Below are 18,151 nucleotides of genomic sequence, written 5' to 3' on the forward strand. Positions count from 1 at the left end.
TATACGTAATTAGCGCCCTTTTTTCACTAGCTATTTTATATATAATGGAGATGCAGCAATCGTCATAAAGGAGGGAGGAAATGAGATGCTTCGTCAGCAAAAAACAGATCTTGCCGCTAGGCTTGTCATGATCGCCATCATTCTCTTTTTGGCAGAACTGCTATTGTTTCAACATGGGGATGTTTTCTTTCTGCTCTTTACGATTGGCTGTATGTATATAGGGCGAAAGCGGATGCCGAAGCTATCAGGCGTTATTCTGTTTTGGTTTGGACTCATTAGTTTCGTCATTTCGTTAGCTAGCATGGTGACATTTCGCATTTCCTTGTTTTTTATTTTGGTGTATATCATTTGGCAGTACATGCAATCGAAAAAAGCTCCTGTGCAGATACAGCCAATCATGGTCGAGCGAAAGCATGACACATCCTCCCTCCTTGAACGAAAACCGCGCTGGAAAAACAGCTTCTTTAGCAGCCAAAAAACACCTGAACGTGTTTATGAATGGGAAGATATTAACATTCAAGGCGGGATTTCCGATGTGGTGATTGATTTAAGCTATACGGTGCTTCCGCGAGGAGAAGCGGTCATTGTCATCCGTCATTTGATCGGGAACGTACAAATCCTTGTGCCGTATGAGGTGGAAGTGCGTCTGCACCATTCGGTGATCTATGGTTCCGCTATTGTTTTTGAGCGAAAGGAAGCGAATTTGTGGAACGAAACCGTTTGTTTTCAAACAAAAGGATATGAGGAAGCGGAGCAAAAGGTCAAAATACTCACCTCGATGATCATTGGAACAATCGAGGTGAAGCATGTATGAATACGGTGCAGCGTTACATTGTCACGGGAATTGCCTTTTCGCTGTTCGTTTCCATCATTGCGGCGGTGCTAATATTTCTCAAGTATCCATTACCGAACTGGTCTTTATTATGGGAAAAAGAAATCATGGGTGTTCCGTTCCTTTTATTTATGGCGGGGGTTAGTGTTGCCGCTGGAATAGCGTTTGGGATTATGTTCGGATTTTTTTCGCAAAAACAGTGGCGGACGGTGATGGATTCACTGCGCCAGCTTGAACATGGCCAGCCTGTTTCCCCTCTGGAGCCTTCAAAGCTGAAAGAAGCGGCGGCGGTGGTAGCGCGCGTTCAAAAAATTCAAAAGCAGATGACGGAACAAGTAAAATTGTCGCAGCGGCTCGCCAATGAAAAGGCGGAAGAGCAAGAAAAGCGGATTCAAGATATCATTTCCCAGGAACGGCATCGGCTTGCGCGCGAGCTTCATGATTCCGTCAGCCAGCAGCTGTTTGCCGCCTCGATGCTTATTTCCGCCATCAATGAAACAAAAACGTTTTCTGATGAGCGCGAAGAAAAACAGTTTCGTTTAATTGAAGAAATGATTCACCAATCGCAATTGGAAATGCGGGCGTTATTGCTTCACCTTCGCCCGGTAGCACTGAAAGGCAAATCGCTAAAAGAAGGGATTCAAGAGTTGTTGATGGAGCTAAAGCAAAAAGTGCCGATGCATATCGAGTGGAAAGTGGAAGACATTCCGCTTGATAAAGGGGTAGAAGACCATTTATTTCGCATTTTGCAAGAGTCGATTTCCAATACGCTTCGTCATGCCAAGGCGACAAAATTGGAAGTATTGTTAGTGAAACGAGACCAACTTGTCATTTTGCGTGTATCAGATGATGGCGTCGGCTTCAACGTCGACCAAGTGAAAGCAGGGTCGTACGGTTTGCAAAATATGCATGAGCGTGCGCTGGAGATCGGCGGAACGCTGCAAATCGTCAGTGTGCCGAATCAGGGAACGCGGTTAGAGGTGAAAGTGCCAATCATAGAGGAGGGAACATCGTGATCCGTGTCTTATTGGCCGATGATCATGAAATGGTGAGAATCGGGGTTTCTGCGTTTTTGGCGTCGCAGCCGGATATGGAAGTGGTGGGAGAAGCCGATAACGGAAAACAGGCGATAGATCTGGCACTAGAGCTGCGTCCGGATATTATTTTAATGGATTTAGTGATGCCGGAGATGGACGGAATTGAAGCCACAAAGCACATTATTGCCCAATGGCCGGAAGCGAAAATTATCGTTGTCACAAGCTTTTTAGATGATGAGAAAGTGTATCCGGCTTTGGAAGCGGGAGCAACGAGCTATATGCTAAAGACGTCGAAAGCGAACGAAATTGCCAACGCGATCCGTGCGACGTTTTACGGTCAATCGGTGTTGGAACCGGAAGTGACGAATAAAGTAATGACAAAAATGAAACAAAAGAAAGAACTCCTCCCTCACGAAGAATTGACAAACCGGGAGATGGAAGTGCTTTTGTTAATGGCGCAAGGAAAAACGAATCAAGAAATCGCTGATGAGTTGTTTATTGCGGTGAAAACGGTGAAAGTCCACGTCAGCAACATATTAAGCAAATTAGGAGTACAAGATCGCACACAAGCGGTCATTTATGCATTTAAACATTCGTTAGTCAAATAGCTTCCATATATAAATTAGGCTTCAGGCATTCATCGAAACCCAATTTGTCATAGTCTGCGCAGGTTGCCCTAAGGCAGCCTTCTTTTTATATATTGATTTTGCATCAAACTTAAGACGTGTAATGTGGAATGATGCCTCAAGTTTTAGAAGAAAATAACGCCTAAGCTCATTATCGAAAAATACAACTACTGGCAGGATGGAAGATAGATAAGGAAGGAAAGATACGAAACAGTTTTTGACGAACAGTGAATTTTTGAACATTTTATGAACAAATTGCTCAATGTTTCACAAATTAGACAAACTAAAAATTCCGTTGCCTAGTTATAATGGGGTTGTAATAGATGGGAATATTTCCTGGAAATATTTCCATCTTATATTTTTTAGTTTTTATTGTGAAATATTTCACAAGGAAAGGAGACCATGTATGGCTGTTGGGGAAAGAGTGATCGATAAAAAAATCGAAGCGGTAAAAATGATTGATAAGCTTGTCGCTAATGCACAGAAAGCATTAGAACAATTTCGAGATTATGATCAAGAAACGATCAATCATATCGTCAAAGAAATGGCGTTAGCTGGGCTCAATCAGCATATGGCATTAGCAAAGCTGGCAGTGGAAGAAACAAAACGTGGCGTAGCATCGCGCAACTGTCTTTCGGATTTTGATAACACGTATTGTTTCGCCCGCTCATACTTTTTCCATTGCCGGGATCCTTTTTGACATTTCGATTGACGCCGCTGGATCTCCGCCAGTTTTTTATTCCGCAGCCGGTGAAGCGAGCGCACCTTTCGCCCCGTGATGATCAAGGATTGGCCATTTTCGCAAAACGCCCCGATTGTATGGATTTCGCCAAGGTCGACGCCAACCGCATGCCCCGGCTGGTACGCTTTCGCTTCCTGGCCGTTGTCATAGGTGATGGCGAGATACCAGCCATGATCATAACAACATTCGATTTCTTTGATCGTTCCCTGCGGCAGCTGTGAGACGTAGACAATAATTGGTTTTTCGCGTTTTCCGCCATGGATGCCCATGGACAGCGTGATTTTCCCGTTTTCATGAATGGTGAATCCGTCTTTCGCCCATTTGGTGTTGAAAAATGTCTTTGGCTTGTACGGATAACGAACGTGGCGATGTCCTTTCTGGATAGCGGCTTGAGCGGATTGCCGGGCGAAGAGGTATTGGTGGCAGACGGCTTGAATGGACTGGCTGTGAAGATGGAATCGCCCTTTCGTTTGTTTTTGCAGCTCGCTTTTCGAGATCCAGCGGCCGTGTTGAAGGAAATGCTCTTTGGCCAATCGGAGGCACTCATTCCAGACACGAGCCGACTCCCGGTTGCAAGCCCGAAGCCGCTCAAGGTCCGCCTTCGATGCACGGAAGGCCACTTTTTGCCCACGAAGCATGGTGGATCCTCCTTTCAACAAATCATGGATAAGAATAGTATAGCACATATGTTCTGATTTTGGGAGAAAAAACAACCGATTCATCTCCCACCTACACTCTGTTTAGAGGTGGGAGACTTCTCGGTGGACATGTTAAAACAACCTCCCCCATAAAAGAGGATCGTCCATATACTCGCTGGTAAGCGTGGCGGGCCATCCTTTTTCATGTATATGTTTCAGTTTCACTGCAATGAAGGAAATGAGAAGGATCTTCTAAACATATAAAAACAGAAAAAACCCCTTAAAGAGGCACTCCATTTTCCATTCCATTTAGGATTCGCTGTGCCATTTGCACGCTTTCTTCCGAAGGAGGTTCAATCCCTTCCAAAGGGTACTTCAATCCAAGCGCCTTCCATTTGTATACTCCTAATTTATGATACGGCAGAATTTCAATTTTTTTGACGTTGTTTAACGTACGGATAAAAGCAGCGAGACGGCGCAAGTCATTAGGGTCTTCTGTAATGGTGGGAACGAGAACATGCCGAATCCAAACAGGAACGTTCTTTTCGGACAAAAACCGAGCAAATTGTAAAATATGTTTATTTGTTTTTCCCGTCAGTTTCCGATGTTTTTTTTCATCGATATGTTTTAAGTCAAGTAAAATTAAATCCGTATAGGAAAGCAATTCATTTAATTTTTGCTGGAATGACGCTTCCGTCGTGTAGCATCCCCCTGATGAATCGATCGCTGTATGAATGCCGAGTTGTTTGCATGCTTTAAATAGCTCGGTTAAAAAGTCGATTTGTAACAAAGGTTCCCCGCCGCTGACGGTAATTCCGCCGCCGGAGGCGTTGATAAACGGCAAGTACGTTTTCACATCATCGATAATTTCTTCTACGGTCATTTCTTTTCCTTTTCCAATTTCCCATGTATCAGCGTTATGGCAATATTGACAGCGCAGCACGCATCCTTGTGTAAAGATGACATAACGAAGGCCTGGACCGTCGACGGTGCCGCATGATTCGATGGAGTGAATAAATCCTTTCATACGTATGTTCTCCTTCCTAAGAGAAATATACCCCCTCCCAAGAAGGAGGGGGAGATAGTTACATCGTTTCGTGGAACGTGCGGTTAATGACGTCAATTTGTTGTTCGCGAGTTAATTTAATGAAGTTGACGGCATATCCAGAGACGCGAATCGTTAATTGCGGATATTTTTCTGGATGTTCCATCGCATCTAATAACGTTTCACGATTCAACACGTTAATGTTGAGATGGTGCCCGCCTTTTTCCATGTAACCATCTAAAATGGCGACAAGGTTACGAACACGGGTTTGTTCTTCTTTTCCTAACGCTTTCGGTACGATCGAGAACGTATTAGAGATGCCATCTAATGCATGTTCATATGGCAATTTCGCGACAGAGCTTAACGAAGCGAGCGCTCCTTTTGTGTCGCGGCCGTGTAGTGGGTTCGCTCCCGGGGCAAATGGTTCGCCAGCGCGGCGGCCATCTGGTGTATTGCCTGTCTTTTTCCCGTATACGACGTTCGATGTAATCGTTAAAATCGATAGCGTATGTTTCGAATCGCGATACGTTTTATGTTTTTTCAATTTCGTCATAAAACGTTCGACTAAATCAACTGCAATTTGGTCGACGCGATCATCGTTATTTCCGTATTTCGGGAAGTCGCCTTCAATTTCAAAATCAACGGCAATGCCGTTTTCATCGCAAATCGGTTTGACTTTTGCGTATTTGATCGCACTTAACGAATCGACGACAACCGATAGCCCGGCAATACCAGTTGCCATTGTACGTAAAACGTGGGTATCATGAAGCGCCATTTCCATTCGTTCGTAACAATATTTGTCGTGCATGTAATGGATGACATTAAGTGTATTAATATAAAGTTCGGCAAGCCATTCAAGCACTTGATCAAATTTACGCATGACTTCATCGTAATCTAAATATTCGGAGGTAATTGGCGCAAATTCAGGGCCAACTTGAATTTTTAATTTTTCATCGACGCCGCCGTTAATTGCATATAACAATGCTTTCGCAAGGTTGGCGCGCGCTCCGAAAAATTGCATTTGTTTACCGATTCGCATCGCCGATACACAGCAGGCAATTCCGTAGTCATCGCCAAATTCAACGCGCATTAAGTCGTCGTTTTCATATTGAATCGAGCTTGTTTTTATCGACATTTTCGCGCAATATTCTTTGAACGCTTCCGGTAATTGTTTCGACCAAAGTACCGTTAAGTTTGGTTCTGGCGCAGGTCCTAAGTTATCTAACGTATGAAGGAAGCGGAACGAGTTTTTCGTTACTAATGGGCGGCCATCGATAGCCATTCCGCCGATCGATTCTGTTACCCATGTTGGGTCGCCGCTAAATAGTTCGTTATATTCCGGCGTTCTTGCGAATTTGACGAGGCGCAATTTCATCACGAAATGGTCGACAAGTTCTTGTGCTTCTTTTTCTGTTAGTGTACCTTCTTGTAGGTCGCGTTCGATATAAATATCTAAGAAGGTAGAAACACGTCCTAAGCTCATCGCTGCGCCGTTTTGTTCTTTAATAGCGGCAAGATAAGCGAAATAGAGCCATTGGAATGCTTCGTGTGCGTTTCGCGCTGGTTTGGAAATGTCGTAACCGTAGTTTAATGCCATTTGTTTCAATTCGTTTAACGCGCGAATTTGTTCAGCAATTTCCTCGCGAAGACGGATAATGTCTTCTGTCATCGTTCTTGCGCCGGTATTTTTCAAATCCTTTTGTTTTTCTTCAATCAGACGATCGACGCCGTATAATGCTACACGACGATAGTCGCCAATAATGCGGCCGCGTCCGTACGCGTCTGGAAGACCAGTAATGATCCCTGCTTTGCGCGCTAATTTCATTTCTTCGGTGTAAACATCAAATACACCTTGGTTATGTGTTTTGCGGTATTCCGTAAAAATTTTTTTTATTTCGTCGCTTACTTTATAGCCGTATGCTTCGCATGATTGCTGTGCCATACGGATGCCGCCGAACGGCATTAATGCGCGCTTAAACGGTTTATCTGTTTGAAAACCAACGATTTTTTCTAAGTCTTTGTTTAAATAACCTGGTCCATGGGAAGTGATGGTCGAAACAACAGATGTGTCCATATCGAGAACGCCGCCTTTTTCTCGCTCTTGTTTCGACAATTCCATCACTTGTTCCCATAGTTTTTTCGTTGCTTCTGTAGGTCCTTCTAGAAATGATTCATCCCCATAGTAAACGGTTACGTTGTTTAAAATAAAGTCACGGACATTAATGGACTTTTTCCATTTTGACCCTTTAAAATTTCGCCAAGGGTCTAATACAACAGTGGTTTGTTTCATAACAGATCCCCTCCCAATCACCTGTAAATATAACAGGCTGATAAAAATGATATAACAGCTTTTGTCTATACAATACTACATTTTTTGATGACTATAACCATCTATTATTGAATAGTTTGTGAAATATTGAGCAATATGAAATGAATGATGATATAACGATGTAACAGATCGAGAAAAAGAAACAATAAATATGAAGAAGGGTGTGAAAAAAAATGAGGATGTCCCAAAAGTGTTCGCATAGCGTTCGCTTTTGGGACACTTTTTTGGATAAAAAAGAAGAAAACCGTTCCTCTTTTGGTATAATAGAGTCACCACAACCCTACCAAAGAAAGGACGGTTTTCTTATGTACATTTATTATAACCGAGATCAACTCATTTTGCCAATGGATCTTGAAATTTTCATTCCCAAACATCATCTTTGCCGGATTGTGGATCTGGCAGTGGAAAAAATGGATCCGGCTCTGTTCGTTTCCCTCTATCCTGGCGGAGGGCGTCCAGCCTATCATCCGAAAATGATGTTGAAAGTCATCCTGTATGCCTACGCCAATCGGATCTACTCCTCTCGCCAAATCGCCAAGCAGTTGAAAGAAAACATTTACTTTATGTGGCTATCCGGCCATCAAACACCGGATTTTCGCACGATCAACCGATTTCGGTCGGAACGGATGAAGGACATCATTTACGAAACGTTTTTCTCCATTGTCGATCTTCTGCGTCAAGAAGGGTTGGTCAAGTTAGAGGATTATTTTCTGGATGGAACGAAAATCGAGGCCAATGCCAACCGATATACATTCGTTTGGCGCAAATCAACGGAAAAGTACGATCAGAAACTGGAGGAGAAATTCCGGAAAATCGTTGCCTCGATCGAACAGGTGACGAAAGAAGATGAAGAGGCGGAACAAGAGGGGGATTTTCAAGAAAAGCTGGAAGCTTCACCGATCACGTCCGAAAGGATCGAAGCCGTCATCGAACAAGTGGAAGAGCGCCTAAAGAAAGAGCCGAAGAATCGTACGTTAAAGAAAGCCAAACGGCAATTGGAACAAGATCTTCTCCCCCGTAAGAAAAAATATGAAGAATACAAAGAAAGATTAGGCGAACGGAACAGTTTTTCGAAAACGGATCCGGATGCCACGTTTATGCGGATGAAGGACGACCATATGAAAAATGGCCAGCTCAAACCGGGGTACAATGTGCAGATTGGGACAGAGAACCAATTCATCACTGGATTTAGCGTGCATCAACGGGCAGGGGATGCCGGATGTTTCATTCCGCATTTGGAGCAATTGGCCGCCTATGGGCGTCCAATGCCTAAACAAGCCATTGCGGATTCCGCCTATGGGAGTGAGGAGAACTACACGTACTGTGAGAAAAAGAAGATAGTCGCCCTGATCAAGTACAACACGTTAGATCGGGAACAAACGAAAGCGTGGGCGAAGGAGATCGGCCGAATCGAGAACATGACGTATGATGAGGAGCTGGATGAGTGGATTTGCGCTAAAGGGGAACGGTTGGTGTTTGTGTATGAACGGAAGGAAACGACCGACAACGGGTACGTTACCGTCAAACGGACGTATCGTTGTACGGCTTGTGCCGGATGTCCGTTTCAGGCGACATGCGCCAAAGGCAAAGACACGAAAACCATCCGCGTTTCCTTGAAAAATCAACAACAACGGCAAGAGATCCGTAAACGGCTGTCCACGGAAGAAGGGGCGGCGACGTACCGAAAACGACAAATCGAAAACGAGCCGGTGTTTGGGCAAATCAAGCACAACCAGCAATTTCAGCGCTTTTTGTTAAGAGGGCTCCCAAAAATTACCTTGGAATGGGGGCTTATTTGTGCTGCTCACAATTTGAGAAAGTGGGCGGCCACAACCGATCCAACAAAGAAAAAACAGGATAAAATTCAGAAATAAGGAGAAATTCCTGCTTCAAAAAAGGAATAAATAACCAAATAGTAAAGAAAAGAAACAGAGGCTGTCCCCAAAAGGTCGGTTTAACGACCTTTTGAGACAGCCTCATGGTTGTTTAGCTGACTTGTTTTTCCTCAGAAGCGCGGACATGACGCTTATGCATGCCTTTTGCATAGTAGACGGCAACGAGCAAGATAAGCCAGGCTGGTCCAATGTAGAGCGCGATTCGCGTATCCTTGAAGTAGCCCATTAAAGCGGTAACTCCGATGAGGAAGGCGAGAGCAACATAAGAGCTGTAAGGGTAAAGCGGCATTTTATATTTTAATTGTTGTTGTTTTTCTGGACTTAATTGTTTGCGGAACTGCAATTGCGCCAGCAAAATAATCGCCCATGTCCAAATCGCGCCGAATGTGGCAACGCTCGTTACCCATTGAAATACTTTTTCGGAAACATAGTTTAAATAAACGCCAAACAGCATTGCGATGGCTGTGACGATCAGTGCGATTCCAGGAATGCCGCGTTTTGTCAATTTGGCGAAAGAAGGCGGCGCTTCCTTTTGTTCAGCAAGGTTAAAGAGCATTCGGCTGGTGCTAAAGATGCCGCTGTTGCAGGAAGACAAGGCCGCGGTTAACACGACAAAGTTGATGATCCCTGCAGCAGTGTGAATGCCGATTTTTTCAAACGTCAGCACAAATGGGCTTCCTTTTTGTCCGATTTCATTCCATGGATAGATCGACATAATGACAAACAATGCACCAACATAGAAAATTAAAATGCGCCAAAATACGGTGTTAATGGCCCGGGTGAGCGATTTTTCCGGGTTTTTCACTTCGCCGGCTGTGACGCCGAGCATTTCAATTCCTAAATAAGCGAACATTACCATTTGCAAGGACATTAATACGCCGGTAATGCCGTTCGGAAAAAATCCGCCATGTTTCCAAAGGTTGCTGATGCCGGTGGCGACTCCGCCATTGCCGATGCCAAACAAAATCATGCCAAAACCGACGACAATCATAAATACAATCGTAACAATTTTAATAAGGGCAAACCAAAATTCTAATTCCCCGTACGCTTTGACAGCGAGGAAATTGATCAATGTCATCAAGACTAAAGCGGCCAGCGCCCATATCCATCTTGGCGTGTCCGGAAACCAAAACTGCATATAAATGCCGACAGCCGTAATTTCCGCGATACAAGTAACGACCCATAAAAACCAATAGTTCCATCCGGTTAAGTAACCAGCAAGCGGTCCTAAATAGTTGTGCGCATAGCGGCTGAATGAACCGGCCACCGGGTTTTCCACGGCCATCTCTCCGAGCGCGCGCATAATAAAGAACATAACCGCGCCGCTTACCGCATATGCAAGTAAAATCGCCGGTCCCGCTAGTTTGATGGCATTTGCAGAGCCGAGAAATAGCCCGACTCCGATTGCAGCCCCAAGGGACATCAGCGAAATATGCCGCTCCTCTAGTCCGCGATGCAGTTTTTGCTCATTTTTTGTGATTTGCATCCTTGTTTCCTCCCATCCGTCAGGACAACGGTGATTATATCAAAAACATTTTGTAAAACGCTTACATGAAATATAGTACATAATTTATAAGTATTTGTAAATGTATTTATATGGTAAATAGTCGTTGTTTTTATTATTGTAATAATATTAATAAAATTAACAAAATTGGAATATAATTATTGATCTTGTTGTATTTAGTATGCTTCACCATGGGGGAATTCATTTTGGCAATTTGCGGGCGCAATTTGCCCGCGTACTTGAAATTTTGTAAAATGAAATTCGCTTTAATTATTATGCGGAATGAAGGTGATAGCAATGAACGAACAAGATGCAAAAGCGTTCATTGAACAGCTGCAAGAAGAAGGGCTGCTGACGGAAGAAAATCGCCTTATCTGGGAAATGATTTTACCAGAGCGTCTTCAACGAATGTATGAAGTACTTCAAAAGCGGACACGCTACGTGACGGTATTGACCGAAGCGGTCGATGATCCGCACAACCAGGCGGCGGTGTTGCGGACAGCGGAAGCGTTTGGCGTGCAGGATGTGTATGTCGTCACCGGGAGAGCCCCGTTTCAGCCAAGCCCGCTTGTGACGCGGCATGCTGATAAATGGCTGACGCTTTATCAAAAACCGGATATTATAACGGCGATTCGCGATTTGCAGAAAAAAGGGTATCAAGTGTATGCCAGCTATCTTGGAGAAGGGACGATTCCTCTTTCTGACATCGATGTGTCACGGCCGACAGCTCTTTTATTTGGCAACGAACATAGCGGTGTGTCGCAGGAGGCGCTTCGTGCCGCCGATGCGACGTTTATGATTCCGATGTATGGATTTGTCCAAAGTTTTAATATATCGGTGGCGGCGGCGCTTTCACTGTACGATGTCACCAAAAGAGCGCGTCAGCAGGCAGGTGAGCGCTATTATTTATCATTTGCCGAGAAAAAAGAACTATATGAAACATGGATGTGGCAAACGTTAAATCCGCGTCTGCGCAAACAGCTTAAGGTGCGGTTAGGCCGTTCTTTTTAACCTTCCCTGGTTAATGGGGAAGGTTTATTTTTCTTGAAAGGGATTTGATTGGTTGAATTTCATTTTTTAGTCATAATGGTGAATATTTATTGAACAATTATTGAATGGTTTGTGACAAATATGTTTCGAATTTATGAAATTCCCTTCTTGCTAGTTTCAACTATTTTCACTTTTGATATGGTAGAAATATAGGTTATCGATATTCATTTATTATGAGGATGATAGTTGGACTATGTGCCATAAAAGGAGGAAGCGAGCGGAATGAAGCAGGAAAAACAACGGGGGCGAAAATGGTTTGCGTGGCTTCCCTTGTCCTTGTTGCTTTTGTTAAGCGGATGCAGTGAAAACATAGCGGTATTAAATCCGAAAGGACCTGTCGCAAAAGTACAATACGACTTAATTATGTGGTCGATTGGCTTCATGTTATTGATTATTGCCGTCGTATTTGTATTGTTTGCCGTTGTGCTCATTCGATATCGGGAAAAGCCGGAAAATGCCGATTATGAGCCACCGGATGAAGAAGGAAACACGCTCTTGGAAATCGTATGGACGGCGATTCCGATTATTATTGTCACTGTGTTGGCAATTCCAACGGTGAAAGCGACGTTTGCGCTGGAAAAACCGCAGCGCCATGATGTCGAGCCGTTAACGATCCATGTCACCGCAGCAAACTGGAAATGGATTTTCAGCTATCCGGACCAACATATTGAAACGGTGAATTACGTCAATATTCCTGAAGACGTTCCCGTAAAGTTTAAACTGACATCCGTCGGTCCGATGAACTCGTTTTGGGTGCCGGAGTTAGGCGGCCAAAAATATGCGATGGACGGGATGGAAACACAATTAATTTTGCAAGCAGACCAGCCAGGTTCCTATATGGGACGGAGCGCGAACTTCTCAGGAAAACAGTTTACGCATATGGAGTTTGAAGTGGTTGCCCAGAAAAAAGAAGATTTTGAGAAATGGGTAAAAGAAGTTCAACAAACGGCGCCAAAGCTAACGAAAGACAAATATGCGGAAATTTTAAAACCTGGGTTAGTCGGGCGGATGACGTTTTCGAATACGCATCTTGAATGGGTAGACCATGCGAAACAAAACAGCCACCATATGAACAATGGAGAACATAGCGATCACCATGGGAACATGGAAAATGATCACCACGAACATTAATGGCGGGAAAGGAGGAACCGTAATTGAAGTGGAGCGAGTTTTTTGTCACTGGTGAACCGCTTATTTATGCAGCGGATGTCGCGATTGTGTTAACCATTATTGGTATTGTTTTTGTGTTGACGTATTTTAAAAAATGGAAATGGCTTTGGGATGAGTGGTTAACGACGGTAGACCATAAAAAAATTGGGATCATGTATATTATTTGTGCTGTATTAATGTTGTTCCGCGGCGGCGTAGACGCGCTATTAATGCGAGCACAGCTAACGGCACCAAATATGAAATTTCTCGATGCGCAACATTACAACGAAATTTTTACCACGCACGGTACGATTATGATTTTATTTATGGCGATGCCGTTTATTATTGGATTAATGAACGTTGTCGTCCCGCTGCAAATCGGGGCGCGTGATGTCGCGTATCCGTACTTAAATGCGTTAAGCTTCTGGCTCTTTTTCTTCGGGGCGATGCTGTTTAATATTTCGTTTGTCATCGGCGGCTCCCCGGATGCCGGCTGGACGGCATATTTTCCACTTGCTAGCAATGAATTTAGCCCAGGGGTTGGCAACAACTATTATGCAGTCGCCTTGCAAATTTCCGGAATTGGGACGTTGATGACCGGAATTAACTTTTTGGTGACGATTTTAAAAATGCGGGCGCCGGGTATGACGCTTATGCGCATGCCGATGTTTACATGGACGGTTTTAATTACATGTGTCATCATTATTTTCGCGTTTCCAGTGTTAACGGTCGCATTAGCGTTAATGACGTTTGACCGTTTGTTTGACACGCAATTTTTCACGATGGCCAACGGCGGTATGTCCATGCTTTGGGCAAACTTGTTCTGGATTTGGGGCCATCCGGAAGTATATATTGTCATTTTGCCGTCTTTCGGGATTTTTTCGGAAATTGTCAGCACATTTGCCCGCAAACGTCTATTTGGTTATAAAGCAATGGTCGGTTCGATCGTTGGTATCGCCTTTTTAAGCTTTATCGTTTGGGTGCACCACTTCTTTACGATGGGTGCCGGTCCAGCGGTGAACTCGTTTTTCTCGATTACAACGATGGCGATTGCGATTCCGACTGGAGTGAAAGTATTTAACTGGCTGTTTACGCTGCGCAAAGGAAAAATTCGTTTTACGACAGCAATGCTTTGGGCGCTGGCGTTTATCCCGAACTTCGTCATTGGCGGGGTTACTGGCGTTATGCTCGCCATGGCAGCGGCGGACTATCAATACCATAATAGTTATTTCTTAATTGCCCATTTCCATTATGTATTAATTGCTGGTACGGTGTTTGCTTGTTTTGCTGGGCTTCATTATTGGTATCCGAAAATGTTCGGTCATCTATTAAACGAACGTTTAGGAAAATGGACGTTCTGGCTCTTTATGATTGGATTTAATGTTTGCTTCTTCCCGATGTATTTCTTAGGATTAATGGGAATGACGCGACGCATGTACACGTACTCGGCCGGACTTGGCTGGACGCCGTTGAACGTTGTGGCGACGATTGGCGCGGCGCTGATGGGCATTGGCTTTATCGTGCTTTGCTATAACATTTATTACAGCGCGCGTTACGGCGAGCGCGACATGACCGGAGATCCGTGGGACGGTCGCACGCTCGAGTGGGCGACTGCTTCACCGCCAGCGCACTATAACTTCCCAATCACTCCGGAAGTAACGGATTTGGACGCTTATTGGGTTATGAAGAAAAACGGCAACGGGTTGGAAGTAAAAGAAGAACAATTAAAGCCGATTCATATGCCAAGCAACTCAGGCCGCCCGTTCTTGATTTCGATTGCGTTTTTCTTCGCGGGCTTTGGTCTTGTCTTTAAATGGTTTACGTTGGCGATTATCGCTGCGATCTTCATTATTCTCGGTTTAATTCTCCGTTCGTTTGACGATGATGACGGCTATTACATTAGCGTGGACGAAATTAAACGCACGGAGCGTTTGGCACGGAAGGGGGCGTAACGGATGGCAGAAGCAGCTCACCGATATGATGAAACGATGCCGCTCGAGTATCGGACGGAAGAAAGCCGTTTAAATATTTTAGGATTTTGGATTTTCCTTGGCGCCGAGGTCGCGTTGTTTGCGACCTTGTTCGCCACCTATCTTGTTTTATTCCAACGTACGGGAAGCGGCCCGACTGCGAAAGACTTATTTGAGGTAAAAGATGTTTTAATCGAAACGTTGCTTCTATTAACCAGCAGTTTTACATGCGGACTGGCTATTTTTGAAATGCGCCGCAATCGCCTTAGCGGTTTATTAACATGGCTGTTGGTGACGCTCCTTTTAGGTGCAGGGTTTATTACCTTTGAAATTCGCGAATTTATTCATTACGTCCATGAAGGAGCGACGATGCAAACAAGTGCGTTTCTCTCTAGCTTTTTCGTGCTTGTCGGAACGCACGGGGCGCACGTCAGCCTTGGAATTGGCTGGATGATTTTAATTATCATTCAGCTGCTCCAGCGCGGATTTACGCCGCGGACGGCAAGAAAAGTGTTTATCGTCAGCTTGTATTGGCACTTCCTTGACGTCGTATGGATTTTTATCTTTACATTAGTTTATTTGACCGGGATGGTGATCTAGGATGGGTGCAAACAATCACCATGAATCATTTCCTTGGAAACATGTCGTCGGTTTTGTTCTTTCGCTTGTGCTGACGTTCGCTGCGCTTTGGGTCGCGCTATCTTCGGGATTAACGGCGAAAGCGATTATTGGCGTCATCGTCATTTTTGCGATCATTCAAGCAAGCTTGCAGCTATTTATGTTTATGCATATGACGGAAAGCGACAGCGGCAAAATTCAAACGATCAATATGGCGTATGCCTTTTTTATTGCGATAGTGGTTGTTGCCGGTTCGGTTTGGACGATGTCATTTGTGCTGTAATAAAACCCCTGGCTCTTTCCCTGTGAAAGAGCCGGGGTTTTTTTATATTGACGCTGTAAATGACATTATGGTAGGATAAAATAAATCCGATAAAACATATAAGAAAATAGGAAAAATAAATAAATAGCAAATCTTATCAAGAGCGGCAGAGGGAATGGCCCAATGAAGCCCAACAACCGTTGATATCGGTCAGAAAGGCGCTGGTTGGAGCAGGTTGGTTCTGGAAGATAAGATGAAGCGCACCACTTCTTCTTATCGAAGAAGCTTTTTTTATTATAGGGGAGGAGAGGAACAAGATGAGATATGGGTTTTGGCTGCCGATTTTCGGAGGATGGCTGCGCAACGTTGAGGATGAAAACATGCCGGCGACGTTTGAATATGCGAAAACGGTAGCGCAAAAAGGGGAGCAATGGGGATATAGCACAACATTAGTCGCGGAGCTGTATTTAAATGATATAAAAGGGCCGGAGAAGGATTCGCTGGAAGCATGGTCGACGGCGGCGGCACTGGCGGCGGTGACAGAAAAATTGGAAATTATGACGGCAGTCCGTCCCGGTTTTCATTATCCAGCCGTTACGGCGAAAATGGCGGCCAATATTGACCACATTAGCAACGGCCGCTTTACACTGAACGTTGTATCGGCATGGTGGGAGGAAGAAGCGCGTCAATATGGCGGCATTTTTACCGAACATGATGAGCGCTATGATCGCACGGAAGAATTCGTTCAAGTGTTAAAAGGAATGTGGACGAACGATGTATTTCATTTCCGGGGAAAATTTTATGAAGTAAATGGAGCCCATTTAGCGCCGAAACCGGTGCAAAAGCCGCATCCGATTTTATACGCCGGCGGCGAGAGCGAACGGGGAAAACAAGCGATTGTTAAGCATTGCGATGCATATGTGATGCATGGCGGAACAGTAGAAGAAATCGCCCGCAAAGTTGCCGACATGAAGCAGCGCCGCGAACAGGCAGGAAAAGAGCCGTTTCGCTCGTTTGGCATGGCAGCGTTTGTCATTTGCCGCGACAGCGAGGAGGAGGCGCAGGCGGAATTAAAGCGCATTACCGACGTCAAATTATCTAGCGGCTATGCAGGATATCATGATTTCGTCAACAAATCCCAGCTCGAACTGCAATTGAAATTGCAAGACTATTCTGTATCCAACAGAGGATTGCGTCCAAATCTAATTGGTACACCGGAACAAATCGCTGACCGCATTTTAGCATATGAAAATGCAGGGGTAGATTTATTGCTATTGCAATTTTCACCTCAGCTAGAGGAAATGGAGAGATTCGCCAAACAGGTGATGCCGCTTGTCGAGGAACGCCGGAATCGGCTTGCGACGAAAGGGGAAAAGTAAGATGAGCAAAATTTACATTATTCATGAAAATAGCGAATGGACTGTGCATCTAACGCGGCGGTTGGACGAACTTGGTCTGCCTTATGAAGAATGGTTTTTAGACAAAGGGACGGTCGATTTATCGGCGACGCCTCCGGAAGGAGTGTTTTACAGCCGAATGAGCGCCTCCTCTCATACGCGGGCGCATCGTTTTGCCCCGGAACTCACGGAAGCGGTGCTTGCCTGGCTCGAGCGCCATGGGCGCCGGGTGCTCAACGGAAGCCGGGCGCTCCGTTTAGAAGTAAGCAAAGTAAATCAATATATGGCATTAAATGCGCATGGAATCCGCACGCCGAAAACGATTGCCGCCGTCGGCAAGGAACAAATCGTGGAAGCAGCAAAACAGCTTGGCGCGCCGTCGTTTATTACGAAACATAACCGCGCTGGCAAAGGGCTTGGCGTGCAATTGTTCCATTCCATTGAAACGCTTTGGCAATATCTCGAAAGCCCTGCTTTTGAAGATTCAGTCGACGGCATTACACTGGTGCAAGAATATATTCAAGCGCCGGAGCCGTTCATCACCCGTTGTGAATTTGTCGGCGGCAAATTTATGTACGCCGTGCGCGTAGACACATCGGAAGGGTTTGAGCTTTGTCCTGCGGATGCTTGCCAAATCGGCGATTTATTCTGTCCGGTCGGCGAAACGGCAACGCGTCCAAAATTTGAAATTATCGACGGTTTTTCCGATCCGATACTCGAGAAATACGAGCAGTTTTTGCGCGCCAATGATATTCATATTGCCGGCATCGAGTTTATCCGTGATTCCAATGGCACGATTTTTACGTACGATGTCAACACCAATACAAACTACAACTCGGAGGCGGAAGCGCGTGCCGGCAAGTTTGGCATGTTAGAAGTGGCCAAGTTTTTAGGCGAGGAATTAAAGCGGCTTCAAGCCGCTTCGGTATAAAGATAAATATAGCCCTGGTTTCCAGCCTTTTGTAGGCACAAAAACCAGGGCTATGTGTTTGCGGATGGAAGCAGCATACCAGCGCTTTTTGCTGTTGTGGTCCATAAAAAGCTTGCCGCTTCGCTT

At 44.9% G+C, this 18,151-nt stretch carries 15 protein-coding genes and 1 riboswitch; of the genes, 11 read left to right on the forward strand and 4 right to left on the reverse strand.

The window, feature by feature from the left end; all coding sequences use genetic code 11:
- The first annotated feature begins 85 nt into the window (after positions 1-85).
- The 3 genes from liaF to BV455_RS09055 are packed head-to-tail and all read left to right on the forward strand — an operon-like array spanning position 86 to position 2,477.
- Positions 86-814: a cell wall-active antibiotics response protein LiaF gene (gene liaF / locus BV455_RS09045; RefSeq protein WP_218687930.1), complete on the forward strand. Its 729-nt coding sequence runs from the start codon at positions 86-88 to the stop codon at positions 812-814.
- Positions 811-1,848 carry a sensor histidine kinase gene (locus BV455_RS09050; RefSeq protein WP_081160695.1) on the forward strand — a complete coding sequence of 346 codons (1,038 nt, stop codon included), beginning with the start codon at positions 811-813 and terminating at the stop codon, positions 1,846-1,848. The genes liaF and BV455_RS09050 overlap by 4 nt, the downstream gene beginning before the upstream one ends.
- On the forward strand, positions 1,845-2,477 hold the full coding sequence (locus tag BV455_RS09055) for a response regulator transcription factor (protein ID WP_042406945.1): 633 nt from the start codon (positions 1,845-1,847) through the stop codon (positions 2,475-2,477). The genes BV455_RS09050 and BV455_RS09055 overlap by 4 nt, the downstream gene beginning before the upstream one ends.
- A gap of 582 nt (positions 2,478-3,059) precedes the next feature.
- Here the strand turns inward: BV455_RS09055 and BV455_RS20795 are convergent.
- The 3 genes from BV455_RS20795 to pflB form a co-directional block, all read right to left on the reverse strand.
- Positions 3,060-3,875, reverse strand: coding sequence for a transposase (locus tag BV455_RS20795; RefSeq protein ID WP_375781785.1), 816 nt, complete (start codon positions 3,873-3,875; stop codon positions 3,060-3,062).
- 280 nt (positions 3,876-4,155) lie between these two features.
- Positions 4,156-4,902 carry a pyruvate formate-lyase-activating protein gene (pflA, locus tag BV455_RS09065; RefSeq protein ID WP_017436975.1) on the reverse strand — a complete coding sequence of 249 codons (747 nt, stop codon included), beginning with the start codon at positions 4,900-4,902 and terminating at the stop codon, positions 4,156-4,158.
- Between the two features lie 58 nt (positions 4,903-4,960).
- Positions 4,961-7,210 (reverse strand): formate C-acetyltransferase, encoded by a 2,250-nt coding sequence (gene pflB, locus BV455_RS09070; RefSeq protein ID WP_218687931.1) that lies wholly within the window; start codon positions 7,208-7,210, stop codon positions 4,961-4,963.
- A 344-nt stretch (positions 7,211-7,554) separates the two neighbouring features.
- On the opposite strand from pflB, the gene BV455_RS09075 reads away from it, so the two are divergent.
- Positions 7,555-9,123 (forward strand): IS1182 family transposase, encoded by a 1,569-nt coding sequence (locus BV455_RS09075; protein ID WP_218687463.1) that lies wholly within the window; start codon positions 7,555-7,557, stop codon positions 9,121-9,123.
- Between the two features lie 112 nt (positions 9,124-9,235).
- On the opposite strand, the gene BV455_RS09080 is transcribed toward BV455_RS09075, so the two are convergent.
- Positions 9,236-10,630 carry an amino acid permease gene (locus tag BV455_RS09080; RefSeq protein ID WP_081160698.1) on the reverse strand — a complete coding sequence of 465 codons (1,395 nt, stop codon included), beginning with the start codon at positions 10,628-10,630 and terminating at the stop codon, positions 9,236-9,238.
- Positions 10,631-10,945: 315 nt separating this feature from the next.
- Here BV455_RS09080 and BV455_RS09085 point away from each other — a divergent pair, with 315 nt between their 5' ends.
- The 7 genes from BV455_RS09085 to BV455_RS09115 all read left to right on the forward strand — a co-directional run bounded on the left by BV455_RS09085 (position 10,946) and on the right by BV455_RS09115 (position 18,025).
- Positions 10,946-11,659 (forward strand): TrmH family RNA methyltransferase, encoded by a 714-nt coding sequence (locus tag BV455_RS09085; RefSeq protein ID WP_042406941.1) that lies wholly within the window; start codon positions 10,946-10,948, stop codon positions 11,657-11,659.
- A 261-nt stretch (positions 11,660-11,920) separates the two neighbouring features.
- Positions 11,921-12,829, forward strand: a complete 909-nt coding sequence (gene qoxA, locus BV455_RS09090; RefSeq protein WP_042406939.1) for a cytochrome aa3 quinol oxidase subunit II — start codon at positions 11,921-11,923, stop codon at positions 12,827-12,829.
- 23 nt (positions 12,830-12,852) lie between these two features.
- Positions 12,853-14,799 carry a cytochrome aa3 quinol oxidase subunit I gene (gene qoxB / locus BV455_RS09095; protein WP_017436970.1) on the forward strand — a complete coding sequence of 649 codons (1,947 nt, stop codon included), beginning with the start codon at positions 12,853-12,855 and terminating at the stop codon, positions 14,797-14,799.
- 3 nt (positions 14,800-14,802) lie between these two features.
- A complete protein-coding gene (qoxC, locus tag BV455_RS09100; protein ID WP_017436969.1) occupies positions 14,803-15,417 on the forward strand; it encodes a cytochrome aa3 quinol oxidase subunit III in 615 nt (204 codons plus the stop codon).
- A 1-nt stretch (position 15,418) separates the two neighbouring features.
- On the forward strand, positions 15,419-15,718 hold the full coding sequence (gene qoxD, locus BV455_RS09105) for a cytochrome aa3 quinol oxidase subunit IV (RefSeq protein ID WP_042406937.1): 300 nt from the start codon (positions 15,419-15,421) through the stop codon (positions 15,716-15,718).
- Between the two features lie 130 nt (positions 15,719-15,848).
- Positions 15,849-15,952, forward strand: a riboswitch (SAM riboswitch).
- A 62-nt stretch (positions 15,953-16,014) separates the two neighbouring features.
- A complete protein-coding gene (locus BV455_RS09110) occupies positions 16,015-17,076 on the forward strand; it encodes an LLM class flavin-dependent oxidoreductase (RefSeq protein WP_042406935.1) in 1,062 nt (353 codons plus the stop codon).
- Position 17,077: 1 nt separating this feature from the next.
- Positions 17,078-18,025, forward strand: a complete 948-nt coding sequence (locus BV455_RS09115; protein WP_042406932.1) for an ATP-grasp domain-containing protein — start codon at positions 17,078-17,080, stop codon at positions 18,023-18,025.
- Positions 18,026-18,151: the final 126 nt, after the last annotated feature.

The organism is Parageobacillus caldoxylosilyticus, assembly GCF_019272935.1.
GTDB classification, from domain to species: domain Bacteria; phylum Bacillota; class Bacilli; order Bacillales; family Anoxybacillaceae; genus Saccharococcus; species Saccharococcus caldoxylosilyticus.

What these genes read in the sequence shown, in the direction of transcription:
- liaF (WP_218687930.1), top strand. Translation starts at nt 86, where the DNA reads ATGCTTCGTCAGCAAAAAACAGATCTTGCCGCTAGGCTTGTCATGATC.
- BV455_RS09050 (WP_081160695.1), top strand. Translation starts at nt 811, where the DNA reads ATGAATACGGTGCAGCGTTACATTGTCACGGGAATTGCCTTTTCGCTG.
- BV455_RS20795 (WP_375781785.1), bottom strand. Translation starts at nt 3,875, where the DNA reads ATGCTTCGTGGGCAAAAAGTGGCCTTCCGTGCATCGAAGGCGGACCTT.
- pflA (WP_017436975.1), bottom strand. Translation starts at nt 4,902, where the DNA reads ATGAAAGGATTTATTCACTCCATCGAATCATGCGGCACCGTCGACGGT.
- pflB (WP_218687931.1), bottom strand. Translation starts at nt 7,210, where the DNA reads ATGAAACAAACCACTGTTGTATTAGACCCTTGGCGAAATTTTAAAGGG.
- BV455_RS09075 (WP_218687463.1), top strand. Translation starts at nt 7,555, where the DNA reads ATGTACATTTATTATAACCGAGATCAACTCATTTTGCCAATGGATCTT.
- BV455_RS09080 (WP_081160698.1), bottom strand. Translation starts at nt 10,630, where the DNA reads ATGCAAATCACAAAAAATGAGCAAAAACTGCATCGCGGACTAGAGGAG.
- BV455_RS09085 (WP_042406941.1), top strand. Translation starts at nt 10,946, where the DNA reads ATGAACGAACAAGATGCAAAAGCGTTCATTGAACAGCTGCAAGAAGAA.
- qoxA (WP_042406939.1), top strand. Translation starts at nt 11,921, where the DNA reads ATGAAGCAGGAAAAACAACGGGGGCGAAAATGGTTTGCGTGGCTTCCC.
- qoxC (WP_017436969.1), top strand. Translation starts at nt 14,803, where the DNA reads ATGGCAGAAGCAGCTCACCGATATGATGAAACGATGCCGCTCGAGTAT.
- qoxD (WP_042406937.1), top strand. Translation starts at nt 15,419, where the DNA reads ATGGGTGCAAACAATCACCATGAATCATTTCCTTGGAAACATGTCGTC.
- BV455_RS09110 (WP_042406935.1), top strand. Translation starts at nt 16,015, where the DNA reads ATGAGATATGGGTTTTGGCTGCCGATTTTCGGAGGATGGCTGCGCAAC.
- BV455_RS09115 (WP_042406932.1), top strand. Translation starts at nt 17,078, where the DNA reads ATGAGCAAAATTTACATTATTCATGAAAATAGCGAATGGACTGTGCAT.